This is a genomic window from Martelella sp. NC20 (assembly GCF_013459645.1).
Taxonomy (GTDB): Bacteria; Pseudomonadota; Alphaproteobacteria; order Rhizobiales; family Rhizobiaceae; genus Martelella.
On sequence record NZ_CP054861.1, the window covers coordinates 3,642,875 to 3,657,750 of the forward strand.

The 14,876-nt window shown below is 61.7% G+C and carries 16 protein-coding genes and 1 tRNA gene; all 17 read left to right on the forward strand.

The window, feature by feature from the left end:
- Positions 1-2 precede the first annotated feature (2 nt).
- Positions 3-527 (forward strand): helix-turn-helix domain-containing protein, encoded by a 525-nt coding sequence (locus HQ843_RS30065; protein WP_180901958.1) that lies wholly within the window; start codon positions 3-5, stop codon positions 525-527.
- Positions 524-685, forward strand: a complete 162-nt coding sequence (locus tag HQ843_RS17425; protein WP_180903263.1) for a helix-turn-helix domain-containing protein — start codon at positions 524-526, stop codon at positions 683-685. Before HQ843_RS30065 ends, HQ843_RS17425 begins: the two co-directional genes overlap by 4 nt.
- Positions 679-2,892 (forward strand): DNA cytosine methyltransferase, encoded by a 2,214-nt coding sequence (locus HQ843_RS17430; protein WP_180901956.1) that lies wholly within the window; start codon positions 679-681, stop codon positions 2,890-2,892. The genes HQ843_RS17425 and HQ843_RS17430 overlap by 7 nt, the downstream gene beginning before the upstream one ends.
- Positions 2,889-4,232 (forward strand): helix-turn-helix domain-containing protein, encoded by a 1,344-nt coding sequence (locus HQ843_RS17435; protein ID WP_180901955.1) that lies wholly within the window; start codon positions 2,889-2,891, stop codon positions 4,230-4,232. The genes HQ843_RS17430 and HQ843_RS17435 overlap by 4 nt, the downstream gene beginning before the upstream one ends.
- Positions 4,229-4,903, forward strand: coding sequence for a hypothetical protein (locus HQ843_RS17440; protein ID WP_180901954.1), 675 nt, complete (start codon positions 4,229-4,231; stop codon positions 4,901-4,903). The genes HQ843_RS17435 and HQ843_RS17440 overlap by 4 nt, the downstream gene beginning before the upstream one ends.
- A gap of 183 nt (positions 4,904-5,086) precedes the next feature.
- Positions 5,087-5,163: transfer RNA gene (locus HQ843_RS17445), tRNA-Met, on the forward strand.
- 233 nt (positions 5,164-5,396) lie between these two features.
- Positions 5,397-5,615, forward strand: coding sequence for a hypothetical protein (locus HQ843_RS29485; RefSeq protein WP_246710132.1), 219 nt, complete (start codon positions 5,397-5,399; stop codon positions 5,613-5,615).
- A 160-nt stretch (positions 5,616-5,775) separates the two neighbouring features.
- Positions 5,776-6,420, forward strand: a complete 645-nt coding sequence (locus tag HQ843_RS17455; RefSeq protein WP_180901952.1) for a P27 family phage terminase small subunit — start codon at positions 5,776-5,778, stop codon at positions 6,418-6,420.
- A 217-nt stretch (positions 6,421-6,637) separates the two neighbouring features.
- Positions 6,638-8,128: a terminase large subunit gene (locus HQ843_RS17460; RefSeq protein WP_246710133.1), complete on the forward strand. Its 1,491-nt coding sequence runs from the start codon at positions 6,638-6,640 to the stop codon at positions 8,126-8,128.
- A gap of 17 nt (positions 8,129-8,145) precedes the next feature.
- Complete coding sequence (locus HQ843_RS17465) at positions 8,146-10,062, forward strand: phage major capsid protein (RefSeq protein ID WP_180901951.1); 1,917 nt, start codon at positions 8,146-8,148, stop codon at positions 10,060-10,062.
- Positions 10,063-10,142: 80 nt separating this feature from the next.
- Positions 10,143-10,511, forward strand: a complete 369-nt coding sequence (locus HQ843_RS17470) for a hypothetical protein (RefSeq protein ID WP_180901950.1) — start codon at positions 10,143-10,145, stop codon at positions 10,509-10,511.
- Positions 10,512-10,535: 24 nt separating this feature from the next.
- Complete coding sequence (locus tag HQ843_RS17475) at positions 10,536-10,916, forward strand: hypothetical protein (RefSeq protein ID WP_246710134.1); 381 nt, start codon at positions 10,536-10,538, stop codon at positions 10,914-10,916.
- Positions 10,917-10,992: 76 nt separating this feature from the next.
- On the forward strand, positions 10,993-11,325 hold the full coding sequence (locus HQ843_RS17480) for a hypothetical protein (RefSeq protein WP_180901949.1): 333 nt from the start codon (positions 10,993-10,995) through the stop codon (positions 11,323-11,325).
- A 15-nt stretch (positions 11,326-11,340) separates the two neighbouring features.
- Positions 11,341-12,705 (forward strand): phage portal protein, encoded by a 1,365-nt coding sequence (locus HQ843_RS17485; protein ID WP_180901948.1) that lies wholly within the window; start codon positions 11,341-11,343, stop codon positions 12,703-12,705.
- The gene (locus HQ843_RS17490; protein ID WP_180901947.1) at positions 12,653-13,945 is read left to right on the forward strand and encodes a hypothetical protein; all 1,293 of its coding nucleotides are present in this window, start codon (positions 12,653-12,655) and stop codon (positions 13,943-13,945) included. The genes HQ843_RS17485 and HQ843_RS17490 overlap by 53 nt, the downstream gene beginning before the upstream one ends.
- On the forward strand, positions 13,945-14,553 hold the full coding sequence (locus HQ843_RS17495; protein ID WP_180901946.1) for a head-tail connector protein: 609 nt from the start codon (positions 13,945-13,947) through the stop codon (positions 14,551-14,553). The genes HQ843_RS17490 and HQ843_RS17495 overlap by 1 nt, the downstream gene beginning before the upstream one ends.
- Positions 14,553-14,876 (forward strand): phage head closure protein, encoded by a 324-nt coding sequence (locus HQ843_RS17500; RefSeq protein ID WP_180901945.1) that lies wholly within the window; start codon positions 14,553-14,555, stop codon positions 14,874-14,876. The genes HQ843_RS17495 and HQ843_RS17500 overlap by 1 nt, the downstream gene beginning before the upstream one ends.

Here is a 14,876-nt window from a genome sequence, read left to right on the forward strand (position 1 = left end):
CCATGACCGGTTTGACAAGCTGCATGCCGAAGGGCGTGGAAACGACGGAACAGCTGTTGGCGCATTATGCGGCAACGCATCGGCGGCTGATGACATGCCCGCCCCGCCCCACAGCCTTGCCGGCACCTGTTTCGCCGCCGCTGTGGCGCTATGCGACGATCCATTTCGATGAGCATGTGCGCGTCTGGCGGCTTGCTATGATGCGGCGCAGCACCTCTCGCATGAAGCGCTACGCCAGGATCAGGGCGGTCAAGGAGTCCATTCCGACCGCGATTTTCTTCGGACCGGGCCGGCAGAAGCGGCATTCCATTGTCAGGCAGCGGGCCATGTATGAAATCTACATCGCCTTCGGCGCCTCCCTGCCGCAGATCGGCGTGGTGTTCAACCGCGACCATACGACCGTGCTGCATGCTGTTCGAAAGATCGGACAGATGATCGAGGACGGGCTTTTGCCGCCCGTTGAGCCGGCGGACGTATGGGCCGTGCTGGCCGATGACCGCGCGCTGCTTGCGGAGGAAAGCGCATGATGGCGGCTGCGGATCACAATGCCAGCGTCATCCGCGCCCGCGTCATCCGCCTTTGGCAGACGGGCCGGCTTTCCACCTATGAGATCGCGCTGGAGCTGGGCATTCACGAAAGCGCGGTGTGCCGGATTTTGGATGCATGGAGGGCGGTGGGATGCTGAGAGATACGCTTTTCGACCTCGATACCGGGATGACCAGACCGGCGGGGTTTGGCGGCCTGCCGCTGATCGTCGACAGTTTCGCCGGCGGCGGCGGGGCCTCGACCGGTATCGAGATGGCGCTGGGGCGCTCGCCGGATATCGCGATCAATCACAATCCGGTGGCGCTGGCGATGCATGAGGTGAACCATCCGGACACGCTGCACCTTTCGGAAAATATCTATCATGTCGACCCGCTCGACTATGTCGCGGGCCGGCATATCGGGCTGGCGTGGTTTTCGCCCGACTGCAAGCATTTTTCCAAGGCCAAGGGCGGCAAGCCGGTGGAGCGGAACATCCGCGATCTGGCGCATATCATTCCGTTCTGGGTCGAGCGCATCCAGAAATCCGGCGGCAAGATCGACGTGATCATCATGGAAAATGTCGAGGAATTCGCCAGCTGGGGGCCGCTGATGCGCACCGAAAAGGGCGAGGTGCCGGATCCGGCGCGCCGGGGCGAGACCTTCCAGAAATGGTGCAGGCGGCTGCGGCGGCTGGGCGGCAGGCTGGAGATGAAGGAATTGCGGGCATTCCGCTATGGCGCGCCGACGATCCGCAACCGGCTGTTCGTGATAATCCGGTTTGATGGCAGGCCGATCGTGTGGCCGGAGGAGACCCATGGCGAACCGGACGATGCCGGGGTTTATTTCGGGCAGAAGATGATCTGGCGCACGGCTGCGGAAATCATCGACTGGTCGCTGCCGTGTCCCTCGATCTTCGACACGTCCGCCGAGATCATGGAAAAGCACGGGCTGCGCGCGGTGCGGCCGCTGGCGGACAATACCGAGGCGCGGATCGCGCGCGGGTTTCACCGCTATGTACTGGAGGCGGAAAAGCCGTTTCTGGTTTCCATCGCGCACGGTGACAGCGGCGGGCGGCGGGAATATCCGCTCGACGATCCCTTCGGCGTGGTGACGGCGGGCGGGATTTCGCATGCGCTGGTCTCGCCAAGCGTCGTGCGCTTCAATTCCGGCGCGACCGGAAGCGCCATGGATGCGCCGTTGCCGACGGTGACCGCAAACAGCTTTATCAAGCGCCCGGGCGGCTGCGCGCCGCTGGGCATCATCGCGCCGCATCTAATGACGATGCGCAATTCCCAAAAGCCGTTCAACGGGGCCGATGAGCCGACGCATACGATCACTGCGGGCGGGGCGGGGCTTTCTCTGGTGTCGGCCTTCGTGTCGCGCCAGTTCGGTGCCTCGATCGGGCATCCGGTCACCACGCCTTCGGCCACGGTGACGGCAGGCGTGAATAAGTCGGCATTGGTAACGCCGCATCTGATGAGCCTCAAGGGAAGCGCGCGGCGCGACAGTGCGGTGACAGCACCGCACCCGACCGTGCTTGCGGGTGGCGGGCATTCGGCGGTGATCGCCCCGACGCTGATCCAGACCGGATATGGCGAGCGGGCGGGGCAGGAGCCGCGCGCGCTCGATATCGGCAGACCTTTGGGCACGGTGGTGGCGGGCGGGGTGAAACACGCCGTCGTCATCCCCTCGCTTGTCGGCTGCGGCGGCAGGGCCGGGCAAAGCCGCCCGCGCGGCGGAAACGAGCCGATACACACGGTGACGGCCAAGGCGGACACCTGCCTTGCCGCAATGTTCGTTGCCCAGCACAACAATGACGGGCGTTCAGACTGGGTTCGTCCTGGGCGGGCAGCAGACGCTCCGCTTTCCACCGTGACCGCCTCCGGCGCGCAGCAGGGCGCAGTGGCGGCCTATTGCGCCAAGTATTTCGGCACGGGCGACGGCGCGGGCTATGGCGGTCCGCTGCATACGGTGACGACGAAAGACCGGTTCGGCCATGTGCAGGCCGCGCTTGATGCGCCGCCGTTCACCGAGGCCCAGGCCGAGCGCGCGCGGCAGGTGGCGGCGTTTTTGCGCAAGCACGGGTTCTGGGATGAGCGGGAGTTCGTGACGCTGACGATCGGCGAGGCGACATTCGTGGTGGTCGATATCGGCATGCGCATGCTGACGCCGCGTGAGCTGTTCAATGCCCAGGGCTTTCCGGCCGATTACGAGATCGATCGCGGCCCGGACGGCAAGCCCTTCACAAAATCGCAGCAGGTATCCGCCTGCGGCAATTCCGTGTGCCCGCCAGTGGCGGCGGCGCTGGTGGCGGCCAATTGCGGGCATTTGCGGGCGGTGCCTGAGATGATGGAGGCGGCGGAATGAGCAATCTCGTGCAGGTGGAGGTGCGCCGCCGCAACCTTGGCAGCCCGACACGCAAGGCCGTGGCGCTGCGCATGGCGGATGCCGCCAGCGATGACGGGCGCGGGGTATGGGTTTCCGTCGAGCGGATCGCTCGTGAAACCGAGTTTTCGGAGCGTAGCGTACAGCGTTGTATCCAGCAGTTTCTCGATGAGGGGCTGCTGGTGCTGGTGCGGGCGGCAACCGGCAAGGTGGGCATTGCCAACCACTACGACATGGCGCTTGAAAAGCTCGAAAACTACCCTGAGGTGAGCCCGAAAGGCATCGGAAAACGACCGCCATCAGCGCCATTCAGGGGTGACACCGTGTCACCCGTGGAGCCCGGCAGGGGTGACACTGTGTCGGGCAGGGGTGACACTGTGTCGTCTGAGGGGTGTCACCCTGTCACCCGAACCACCTTAGAACCACCTATTAAACCACCTTTAGAGAGAGAGGCGCGCGAGCGCGCGGATTTTCCGGATTATGAAAAACCGGAAACAGCAAGTGCCGAGAGCGGCGAGACGCCGAAAGCACTGGAGCGGCGGTTTGCCGACGTGCTGAAGCACTGGAAGAACGCCAAGGGGCTGCCGAAAAAGCAGTGGTGGGCGGCATGGATCGCGCTTTCGCCCGAGGACCGGGCGCTGGCCGAGGAACGCTGCGTCGCCTGGCACCGGATGCTGAAACGCAACGGACGCGATTTTCCGCCGATGCCATCGACCTATTTCGCCGAGAAGCTGTGGACCGATGTCGGGGCGGCGGAGGCGGAGACCAGACAGGAAACCGCCGCCCGCACCGAACGGGCAGCGCCCTGGGGCCCGGCATGGGGCGCCAAGCGCATGGCGCTGCTTCTGGCCGGACCTGCGGAGATGCCTGCGCGGATTGAGCTTCGCGGCCTGTTTGAGGCGCGGTTTGCGCTGTTCAACAAGCGCGATCGGGCCCATGCGATGCGCTACGCCACCGAACGAGGCGTGAGCGTGGCGGCGGGCGGCGGGTTTGCCTATCCAGACGATTTCGAGGATGCCGAACTGGCGCGGCGGACACTGGCGGGTTTTCCAGAGGTCAACGCGCTGCACCGCGCTGCCCGTGACAGGCGCTATGAGCAGGTCGAGCCGATCTATGACGGGCTTGCCGCGATGATGGAGGCGGTGCCCGTCGACAGCGCCATGTGGCGGCGCTGGGAAGACTGGCACGACCAGCACAACCTGCCATTCGTGCCGGAGACCGGCAACCAGCGGGTGGTCTATTTCCCGAAGGGCGGGCCGGACGGGCTTGCGGCATTCAAACAGGCCGCCGATGCGGCCATAACCACGGAGGCGGCGCAATGATGGCGGCACGGATTGATGAGCTTTCCCGGCGTGAACAGCAGGCCCTTGCACGGTGGGCTGAAATGCGGTCGATCACCGCGAACTTTCTGGATGCGGCAAGCCGCAGGCACTGGCAGAACTGCCCGGAAAAGGCGCTGTGGATATGCCTCAAGGTCAAGCCGCGTTGCGAGCATGGCGTTGCCGAATGGCTTTGCCAGTGCGGTATCGAGGCCGAGATACCGATGGAAAACGTGAAGATCGTCAACCGCCGCCGCGCACATGTTGTGGAAAGCCGTCGTATCGCGATCAGTGGATTTGTGTTTGTACGGGCGCTGATCGGGCCTGCTGCAATCACCGGATTTGACATGATGCGACGCGATGAAGGGCGCTGCCGGGTGTCGAAATACTTTCACGGCCTGCTGCGGACGATGGGCGGTGATGTCTACACATTCGAGCATGAGAAAATGAAATCATTCATCGGCTTGCTGGACCGTGTTGAGGAAGTGGATGATGTATTTGCGCGCGGGCAGCATGTCGAAATAATGGGCGGTCCATTTGGCGATCTGCGCGGATATGTGCGCCGGCACAAGGTGCAGGCTGGCAGGGTTATGGTGGAGATTTACGGCACGGGTCTTGATACCAGTACGGCACTCAAGATGGAATTTCCTGTTGCATTGGTGAGAAAACTGTGACCGTAATCCCCTTGGATATGTGGTTTGGATGTGCGAGCCGTCGCTTCTGGTAAGCGGCTTGGTCTGGATAGACGACAGGGTTTCGCCGGCCACATACCTGCCCTGACGATGTGCCGATATGGCAGATGCGATTCAGGGTCAGTGCGTGAGCTATGCGTTTCATCATTAACAGACATCAGACAAAGCAGGGTAGAGCAGCCCGGTAGCTCGTCAGGCTCATAACCTGGAGGCCGAAGGTTCGAATCCTTCCCCTGCAACCAGATCGAGGCGGATCGTGAAAGCGGTCCGCCTTTTGTGCGTCTAAGGGTAGATGGTTAAATCTCCCAGGAACTTCAGACCAGCCGGGCAGTCGGCGCCGAAAGACAGAGAGCGCCGCCACGACAATCGGCGCGGTTCGGCGGCAAGCCGCGGTTACAATCGGCGATGGGGAAAAGCCAGGATCACGTTTCTGTCTCGCAATCCGCTATGCCTCGGCTGCGAGGCCGTCGGCACGGTGAGCGCGGCGACCGTCGTCGATCATGTCGATCCGCATCATGGTGATCCGGAAAAGTTCTGGGATACATCGATGTGGCAGCCGTGCTGCAAGTGGCATCACGACCACATCAAGCAGCGGCTCGAGCAGATGTACGACAAGGGAACGATCGGCGTTTCGGCATTGTGGCTCAACAGCTACGCGGCAAAGAAACTGACCCTTGGCACCACCGAATTTTGATGGCGGGGGGGGCGGTCGAATTATCCACCACGCCCCGACAGGAGACCGGCGCTGTAAGTGCACAAAAAATGGCGCGGTATTTTTGGCGATATCTTTTTTTTTGGGCACCGTATCGGTTTTCGGTGATGACACAAGGTGACGGTTGCGGCCGGGATGAACGATGGGCAGACGGAAAGACAACCCGCTTGAGCAGGCCGCGAAAGGATTTCCCGGCCGGCGCCGCGTCAAGGTCGAATCCGCGATCGCCGAAATCGAATCGGCGGTCAACGAGGGCGAGCGCGAGGCCGCGAAGGGCCGCGACCCGTTTCCGCTTCCGCCGCTGTTCAAAAAGCAGCCGGCATACTGGAGGGAGGCCGCTGCGCTCTGGCACGAACTTTCGTCGGTCCTGAAATCCGCCGGAAGGCTGAGGCCCGGCTATCGCCCAGCGCTTACCAGGTATTGCATCTGGACACAGCTTTTCAACTCGACGGCCAGCCAGCTCAACAAGGATCTTCCGAAAGGCGGCACGACGGTCAAGGTCAGGAAGGGCGATGGCAACGAGGTCTATCGCACCCATCCCGGCCTCGAGTTCATGTCCAAGGCGGAAACGCAGCTTCGGCTGCTCGATGCCGAATTCGGTTTCACGCCGATGCGTGACCAGGACCTGATGCGGGTCGAGACATTCAACGCCGCCCAGGGTCGTTTCAAATTCGGCGATCATCCGCGCTCGGCGCATAGCGCTGACGGCGACGATCCACTTGAAGGCGATCCGATCGGCCTGATGAACGATGATGATGCAATGCCTCCCGGACTCAAGCCAAACTGACGATTTTCCGGCGTGGCTTTCGCGTCACGACGACGATCCGTCGTATGAATGGGCCAGATCGAACTGGAGGCGCGCATCGGCGGTCGAAGGATCTTGGTTCGACGCCGCAAAGGCTGATCGGATCGTATCGCGGTGGCCGAAAATATTCCGGCTTACCGATGACCGGTTTGCCGGCATTTCGTTCAGACTTCTGCCATGGCAGGAAATCACGGTTCGCATGCTCGTCGGCTGGAAGAAGCCCGTCGAAATCATCGATCCAGCCACGCATGAGGAAAAAACCATCTATGTGCGGATATTTCGCCGGCTGGACCTCTGGATTCCCCGGAAAAACGGGAAAAGCGAGTTCCTTGCAGCACTTGCCGTGCTGTTTTTCGTTCTGGAGAAAATTCAGGGCGCACAGGCCTACGTATTCGCCCGCGATGAAAAACAGGCGCTGATCCCGTTCAACAAGATGGTGCAGATCATCGAGGCGGCCGACGGACTTAGAGAGGACAGGCAAGGCAATGAACGGATCACGATCAACGCAAAAAACATCTATCTGCGCGAAACCGCCTCGCTTTGCCAGCTTCTGACGGGCTCGCCGAAGGGCAAGCACGGCAAATCACCGACGGTCACCGTCGGAGACGAGATTCACGAGTGGAAGTCCACCGAGATTGCCGACACGCTGCGACAGGGGACGGGGACACGGCTGCAGCCGATCGAGCTCTATGCCTCGACGGCCGGGCGGCGACAGGATCGGATCGGTTTCGATTGGTTCAAGGAATCAATGGAAATCGTGGAAGGCGTTGTCGACGATCCATCGACCTTTGTTGTCTATTTCGGGATCGCCGAGGATGACGACTGGACCGATGAGGCAATCTGGCGCAAGGCAAATCCAAGCCTCGGCCTGACGCCGACGATCGATCATCTCAGGGCCGAGGCCAAGAAGGCAAAGGGACGGCCGGCAAAGGAAGCCGTTTTTCAGTGCTATCATCTGAACCGCTGGGTTGACGATGTCGCAGGATGGATACCGCGCTCAAAATGGGATGCCTGCTGTGCAAAGCCCGGATCATGGCGTGATTTTCGCGAGGAAAACAAAGGTCGGCGCGCATTTCTGGCCACCGATATCTCCGCGAAACGCGATATCACCGCCCTGGTGGCTGTTCTTCCGCCTGACGAGACCCATGAAAAATGGATCGTCATTCCGCGCTTCTGGATCCCGGAGGAAACGCTCGATGTCCGCGCGGAAGACGATAAGCGCGTCAACTGGCACCACTGGATCGAAACCGGCGCACTGGAAACGACGCCAGGCGATTTCGTCGATCAGGGCATTATTCAGGACGCGATCGAAGATGCGTTCAGATGGTTTGACGTCGAAATGTTCGGCTATGACCCGTGGAACGCGTCAAAACTGGTCGGAGACCTGCAAAAAAGCGGTCTAGATCCGGAGATGATGCAGGAAATACGGCAGGGTCACCAGTCCATGAGCGGACCGACGACGGAATTCGAGGGCCTTGTTTTTTCGGGCAACCTCGATCACGGCGGCCACCCGGTGCTGGCATGGATGGCCGGCCATTGCTCGATCCGGTTCAATGTCAATCTGAACTATGTGCCGGACAAAAAGCATTCGCGGGACAAGATCGACGGGATCGTGGCCGCAGTCATGGCGGTCGGTCTCGCCAGCAAGGATTTCGGCGTTTCGCTCGATGTCGACGCGATGGTCGCCTGATCTCACAGGAGCTTACCATGATTGTTCACAAGACTGTCGCCAGTGACGGCGAGGGACTGGAATTTGTTCTTTCCGACGCGAGCGTCGACCGTTACGGCGACGTGGTGGAGCCGGCGGGCTGGGATCTGAAGAATTTCAGAAAGAACCCGATCGCGCTGTTCGGCCACAATTCCTCGTTTCCGATCGGCACATGGAGCGACCTTCGCGTTGAAGGTGGAAAGCTGATCGGACGGCTGAAGCTTGCAAAACGCGGTACCAGCTACAGGCTCGACGAACTGATCGGACTTGTCGAGCAGGGGATATTGCGGGCGGTTTCGGTCGGGTTCCGGCCGATGAAAGCGGAATCGGTCAACCCGGAAAAGCCCTATGGCGCCCAGCGCTATCTCAAGCAGGAGCTTCTCGAGACATCGCTGGTCTCGGTACCGGCGAACCCGGCAGCGGTGGCGCTTGCCAAATCGCTCAATCTTTCCACGGAAACCATGTCCCTTGCCTTCGGCGAGCATGCCGAAACGAGGCGTCGGGACGTGTCCGCAAACGGCCAGCACGCCGAGACCACAGAAGACGATCCCGACAAAGTCGCGATCCATCCCAGAAAAACGAAGGCCACGAACATGACCACACTTGCAAAGCGCATCGAGGATGCGCAGGAACTGCTTGTCCAGAAAAAGGACAAGTTGACCGAACTGACATCCGTCGATGAGATCGACAATGATGCGATCGAAGCCCTCAACGAGGAAATCGAAACCATCGAACGCAGCCTCGGAAACCTGAAGGCTTCCGAAGCCAAGATCGGCCTCGGCGCCGCCGATGGCAAAGATCCGGCATCGCCCGCCATCCATCGCCGTCCGCTCGGCTTGCAGCAGAAACAGGTTTCGCCGCTCGATCTGCTGGTCAGGGCGATCACGGTGCAGGGCGTTTCCGCCTTCGGCGCCGGTCACAAGTCGATCGACAAGGTGCTGGACGAACGCTATCCGGGCCATGAGGCAACCGCCATCATCGCCAAGGCCGACCAGACGATCGGCACCACCACCGTTTCCGGCTGGTCATCCGAACTGCTGCAAACCGTCAACCAGGGTTTTCTGCAGGCGCTGACCGGAATGTCGATCTATCCGGCGCTGCGCGATCGCGGCGTCGGCCTCAATTTCGACGGAACCGGTACGATCAAGCTTCCGCGCCGCAATGCCGGCGGCGCAGGCGGCGGATTTGTCGCCGAGGGCTCGCCGATCCGCGTCGGTCGGATGACAACGGCTGCGGCGGAACTCACGCCGAAGAAGATGGGCGTCATCGTGCCGTTCTCGCGGGAACTGGCGCGGCGCTCGACGCCGGCGATCGAGGCGCTGGTGCGCCGCGCGATTCTCGAGGATACCGCATCAATTCTCGATGCAGCGTTGCTCGATGCCACGGCGGTCAGCTCCGCCAGGCCTGCCGGACTTCTGAACGGCGTCGCCGCGGTTGCGAGCGGATATGGTGGCGACGATCATGTGGCCGTGAAGAAGGACTTCCAGGCGTTGCTCCAGCCGTTCATCACGGCCAATGCGGCCGACAACATCACCGTCGCGATGAACCCGTCACAGGGCCTTTCGATCTCCATGATGGATGGTCCGGATAATAACAGCGGCTGGTTCAACGCCATTGCGGACCGGGTCAACATCGTCGAATCGACCTATGCGACGCCCGGTCGTCTGGTCGCCGTGCGCAATAGCGACTTTTATACGGCGGTCGGCGATGCGCCCGAATTCGACATCAACGAGACGGCGACCGTGCACATGGAAGATGCCGCACCCGCGGAACTCGTCGCGGCCAACGGCACTGTCGCCGACCCGATTCGCAGCTTCTACCAGACGGCGACCGTCGGCGTCCGGATGCTGCTGGACGTATCCTGGGTTATGGGCCGTCCGGACATGGTGCAGTGGATCGACGGCACCAGTTATTGATCCTTTCGGATTGATGAACGCGGGGCCATGACGGTCCCGCGTCGCTTACCATGTGCGGGATAGTCCGCGGGAGAAACATCATGACAGTCAGACGCTTTGTTGTTCCGGTCACCGTCGATGCAAGCGGCGATGCCGAAGTCTACAGCCCGGTCATTTCCGGAAAGCTGATCAGCATCCATTATCTCAAAGACGACTTCGCAGACGGCGTCGATTTCGTCATCACATCGGAAACGACTGGCGCCACCATCTGGGCCGAAGAAGACGTCAATGCGACGGCCCGCCGCGCGCCGCGCGCCGCCACGCACACCACCGCCGGCGTCGCCGCCACATATGACGTCACTTATGCCGTGCTCGACAAGATCACGCTCGGCGCCGATCGCCTGAAGTTCGTCATTGCCGCAGGCGGCAACGCGACATCTGGCAGTTTCCACGTTCTCATCGACGGCTGAAGCCCGAAACAAAGGAATACCCAAATGGCTATCCGCAAATTCACGGTGACCGTCACCACGGGGACCGCAACCGGCGAGGGCTTCAGCCCGTTTTTGTCGGGCTATATCGAATCGATCCAGTACATCAAGCCAGGCGCTGACCCGTTCGCCGATGGCGTCGATTTCACGATCACGGCCGAGACGACCGGCGAAACCATCTGGAGCGAACTGAACGTCAATGCCGCCGTGATCAAGCATCCGCGCGCCGCAACGCATTCGACGGCCGGCGTCGCCGCGACCTTCGACGGTACGCGGCCGGTTCTCGACCGCGTGGCGCTCGGCCGCGACCGCGTCAAGATCGCGGTCGCCCAGGGCGGCAACGGCACGTCCGGAACCTTCGTCATCGCCGTCGATGATGCAAGATGATGAAAAGTGCGACCCGCGCCATGCGGGCCGCAGTCAATAGAAACGGAGATTACCAATGGAAGAGACCTGGTATGTCATGGAAGACGACAGCGTCGGCGATCCGCGCCTGATCAGGCCGGATGACACCGGCATCCTTCGCCATGCCGACGGCCGAGCGGTTGCCTATGCAGCACACGGCCCGCGCACGCGCGGCGGCGTCGATGCGATCGGCGAACGCGAAAAGGCCAGCGCGCCGGCACCTACCCCCGATCAAAATCCGCAGAATCCTCAGCAGGAAACCACGAAGGGTGAAGACACCGGATCACCGAAAAAGGACATGAAACCTGACGACGATGACAGCGTCGACGGGCAGAAGAAAACCGCCGAGATGAAGCCCGCCGCGCAAAAGGGCGGATACAAGACCCGATAAATCGAGGTTCAGACCGTGGCCAACTGGCTTTCACGCATCATGCCGACATGGAGCCGGCGCGCCGCAGAGGGCGAATACCGACCTGGCCCGTACCAGCTTTCCGAAGGCTGGCTTTCGGCGAAGGCCGGCAGTTTCTGGAATTTCTGGCAGATGGGCTACAATGTGCAGCCATATGGCGAGTCAAGCGCCATGGTCGAGGCCTGTGTTGCGGCCTATGCGCAGACCATCGCGATGTGTCCGGGCGATCACTGGCGCACCACGGCGGACGGCGGACGGGTCCGGGTGGCAAACTCGCCGCTCGCCAGGGTTATCCGCAAGCCGAACGACTATCAGTCGATTTCGGATTTCCTGCTGAACCTGACCCGCGCCCTTTACGAGAAAGGCGAGGGGTTCGCGCTTGCGATCCGCAACGATCGCAATGAGATTGCAGAATTGCACCTGATGCGCCTCGGCCTGCCCTATATCGGCGTCGACGGTTCGATCTATTACGATCTCTGGGGCAATGAGATCGCCGAAAACCGGTTCGACCTTTCGATGCCGATACCGGCGCGCGATGTCCTTCATGTCCGGCTTCAGACGCCGAAACATCCGCTCAAGGGCGTAAGTCCGATTCTTGCGACGGTTCTGGAGCGCACCATGGCCGGCGCGGCGCTCAACCAGCAGGTTGCGTTCTATCTCAACCAGGCGCGGCCATCCTTCATGCTGGAAACAGAACAGCAGCTGACGAAGGAACAGACGGATCAATTGCGGGAGCGCTGGAACGAGCAGACGCGCGGCGAAAACGCCGGCGGAACGCCGATTCTCGCCTGGGGCCTGAAGGCAAAGCCGGTGACGATATCGGCGGCTGATACCCAGCTTGCCAACATGCTCAAGATCAACAACGAATCGATTGCCCTTGCGTTTCGCATGCCGCTCGCCGTTCTCGGTATCGGCGCGACGCCGTTTGCGTCCACGGAAGCGCTGATGTCGTCATGGAAGGCCTCGGGCCTCGGCTTCGCGCTCAACCATATCGAGGAGGCGTTCGGGCTGCTGTTCCGGCTTGACGGACAGCCGGAAGAATATCTGGAGCTCGATACCGAAGCCCTGATGCGCTCTGCTTTCAAGGATCGCATGGACGGACTGTCGAAAGCCGTGATCGGCGGAATATTCGCGCCGGACGAGGCCCGCAATCGCGAGGGCCTGTCGAAAGTGCCGGGCGGCCACGGCGCGGAACCGCGCGTCCAGCAGCAGGTGGTGCCGCTGAGCTATGGCAGCAAGATGCAGCCGCCGGCGGTCGCCGCGCCGCAGGAACCAAACGAGGATGACGATGCCGGAAGCGAAGACGACTATGCAGGGCAGATCGACGAACTCGTGGCGCGAAACATTCAAAGCCTTCACTGACGCGGCAGTTTCGAGCGTCGCCCGCGCGATCGCCGAGATGAAGATGGAGGCTTCCCGCGAGCGTGAACTGCGGGAGGCGCAGTTTGCCGCCCGCATGGCGGAACTGGAAACGCGGATTGCTGCCGTGCGAACGCTTGAAAAAGCGCTTGCCGACAAGATGGATACGGTGAGATCCGGCGAACCGGGGCGATCCGTCACGATCGATGACGTTGCACCGATGATCACGGGAGAAATCGAAAAGCGGATGAACGATCTGCCATCGATGATCGAGCAGGCGGCCACTGAAATTATGGCGTCGCCGGTCACAATCGAGGATGTAGAGGCAATGGCCAGAAAGTCGGTCTCGTCCGCTCTGGAGATTATGCCGCCGCCGCGCACCGATGATGACATCAAAAGCATCGTCAACGATATCGTCGCCGGATTGCCGCCCGTCGAGCCGGAGCGCGTCGATACGGACATGCTGCGCTCCATGGTCGATGAGGCGGTTTCGAATATCCCGCCGCCGTCCCCCGGAAAGGATGCCGATCCGGAAGAAATCGCCGCGATGGTGGCCGATGCCGTGCGCGCTGCCGTCGCCGGATTGCAGCCTGCCGAGCCTGACCCGGAACTGCTGCGATCCATGGTCGACGAGGCTGTTTCGAATATCCCGCCGGCGGCGCCCGGAAAGGATGCCGATCCGGATGAAATCGCCGCGATGGTGGCCGATGCCGTGCGCGCCGCCGTTGACGGATTGCCGCCGCCCGAAAAGGGCGATCCGGGTCCGCCCGGATCGCTGCCGCTGATCGGTTATTGGGAAGACAAGGTCTATTACACGGGCGATGTCGTCACTTTCTGCGGCGAGATATTCCAGGCGCTGCGCGACACCGGCAAAGCGCCGCCAAACGATGACTGGCAGATGATCGTTCGTCGCGGCCTCGACGGCGCCGACGGACGATCGCCGACGGTGCGCAACACATGGCGCGCGGATGAGGACTATCAGGCGCTCGACATCGTGTCGCTCAACGGCGCCGCCTTCATCGCGCGCCATGACGATCCGGGCGTTTGCCCCGGCGCCGGGTGGCAGATGATCGCGATGCAGGGCAAGACCGGAAAGCCTGGCAAGCAGGGCGAACGCGGGATTGCCGTGACGTCTTCGGTATCCGAAGTGAGCATCGACGATGACGGCGTTTTGAGCCTTGTCAATGCAGACGGAACCGCCGTCACATGCGATCTCTATCCAATCCTGTCAAAGGTTTTGTGATGATCTACCGACCAGTACTGGTGACGGAGGCCGAAGATCTGCCGATAACGGTGGCGGAGGCCATGCAGCAATGCCGGATCGACGCGGATGCGCTCGACGCAACGGCGGAAGCCGAGGTTACAGCGCTTCTCGAAGCCTATATCAAGGCGTCGATCGAGACGATCGAGGGGCTCGACAGCATGCTGGGTCGGGTCATATCGCGCTCGACATGGCAACAGGATTTCGATTGCTTCGCGCGCGCGCTGAAACTCACACTCGGGCCGGTGTCATCGATCGTTTCGGTGTCGTATCGCGACAAGGATGGCAATGTCACCGCGGTCGATTCCGCAAACTACGCGCTTCTCACCGACGCCAGCGGCGAAAGCTGGTGCCGGTTCAAGAACGCCTATGCGTTGCCGGTCAGTCTCGACGAGGCCGGGGCGGTCTCGGTCACCTATCTTGCGGGGTATGACCCGGTTCCGGAACGCGTCAAGCAGGCGATCCGGCTGATCGTCGGCGCCTGGTACGACAACCGCGAGGAAACGGTTATCGGCGTTTCGGTTTCAGCGCTTCCGCCATCGGTCAATGTGCGATGGCTGTTGTCGCCGCTGCAGCGGATGGTGATCTGATGCAGGCCGGAAAGCTTGATCGCCGTATCAGGATCGACAGGTGGGACGAGACCGGGCGCAACGAGCTCAACGAACCGATGCCCGCATGGACGACTGTCACGACTGTCTGGGCCCAGCAGCGGCCCAACCGGGGTGACGAGCGGTTTTCATCCGGCCAGCTTGCCGGCCAGATCGTGATGACGTTTCACATTCGGTTTCGCGGCGATCTGACCCGGGAAGACAGGATCGTCTATGAGGGGCGGGCCTACAACATCAAGGATATTCGCGAGGTCGGCCGGCGCAAGGTCAGCGAGATCGATTGCGTTGCGACGGCGGAAGGGTGA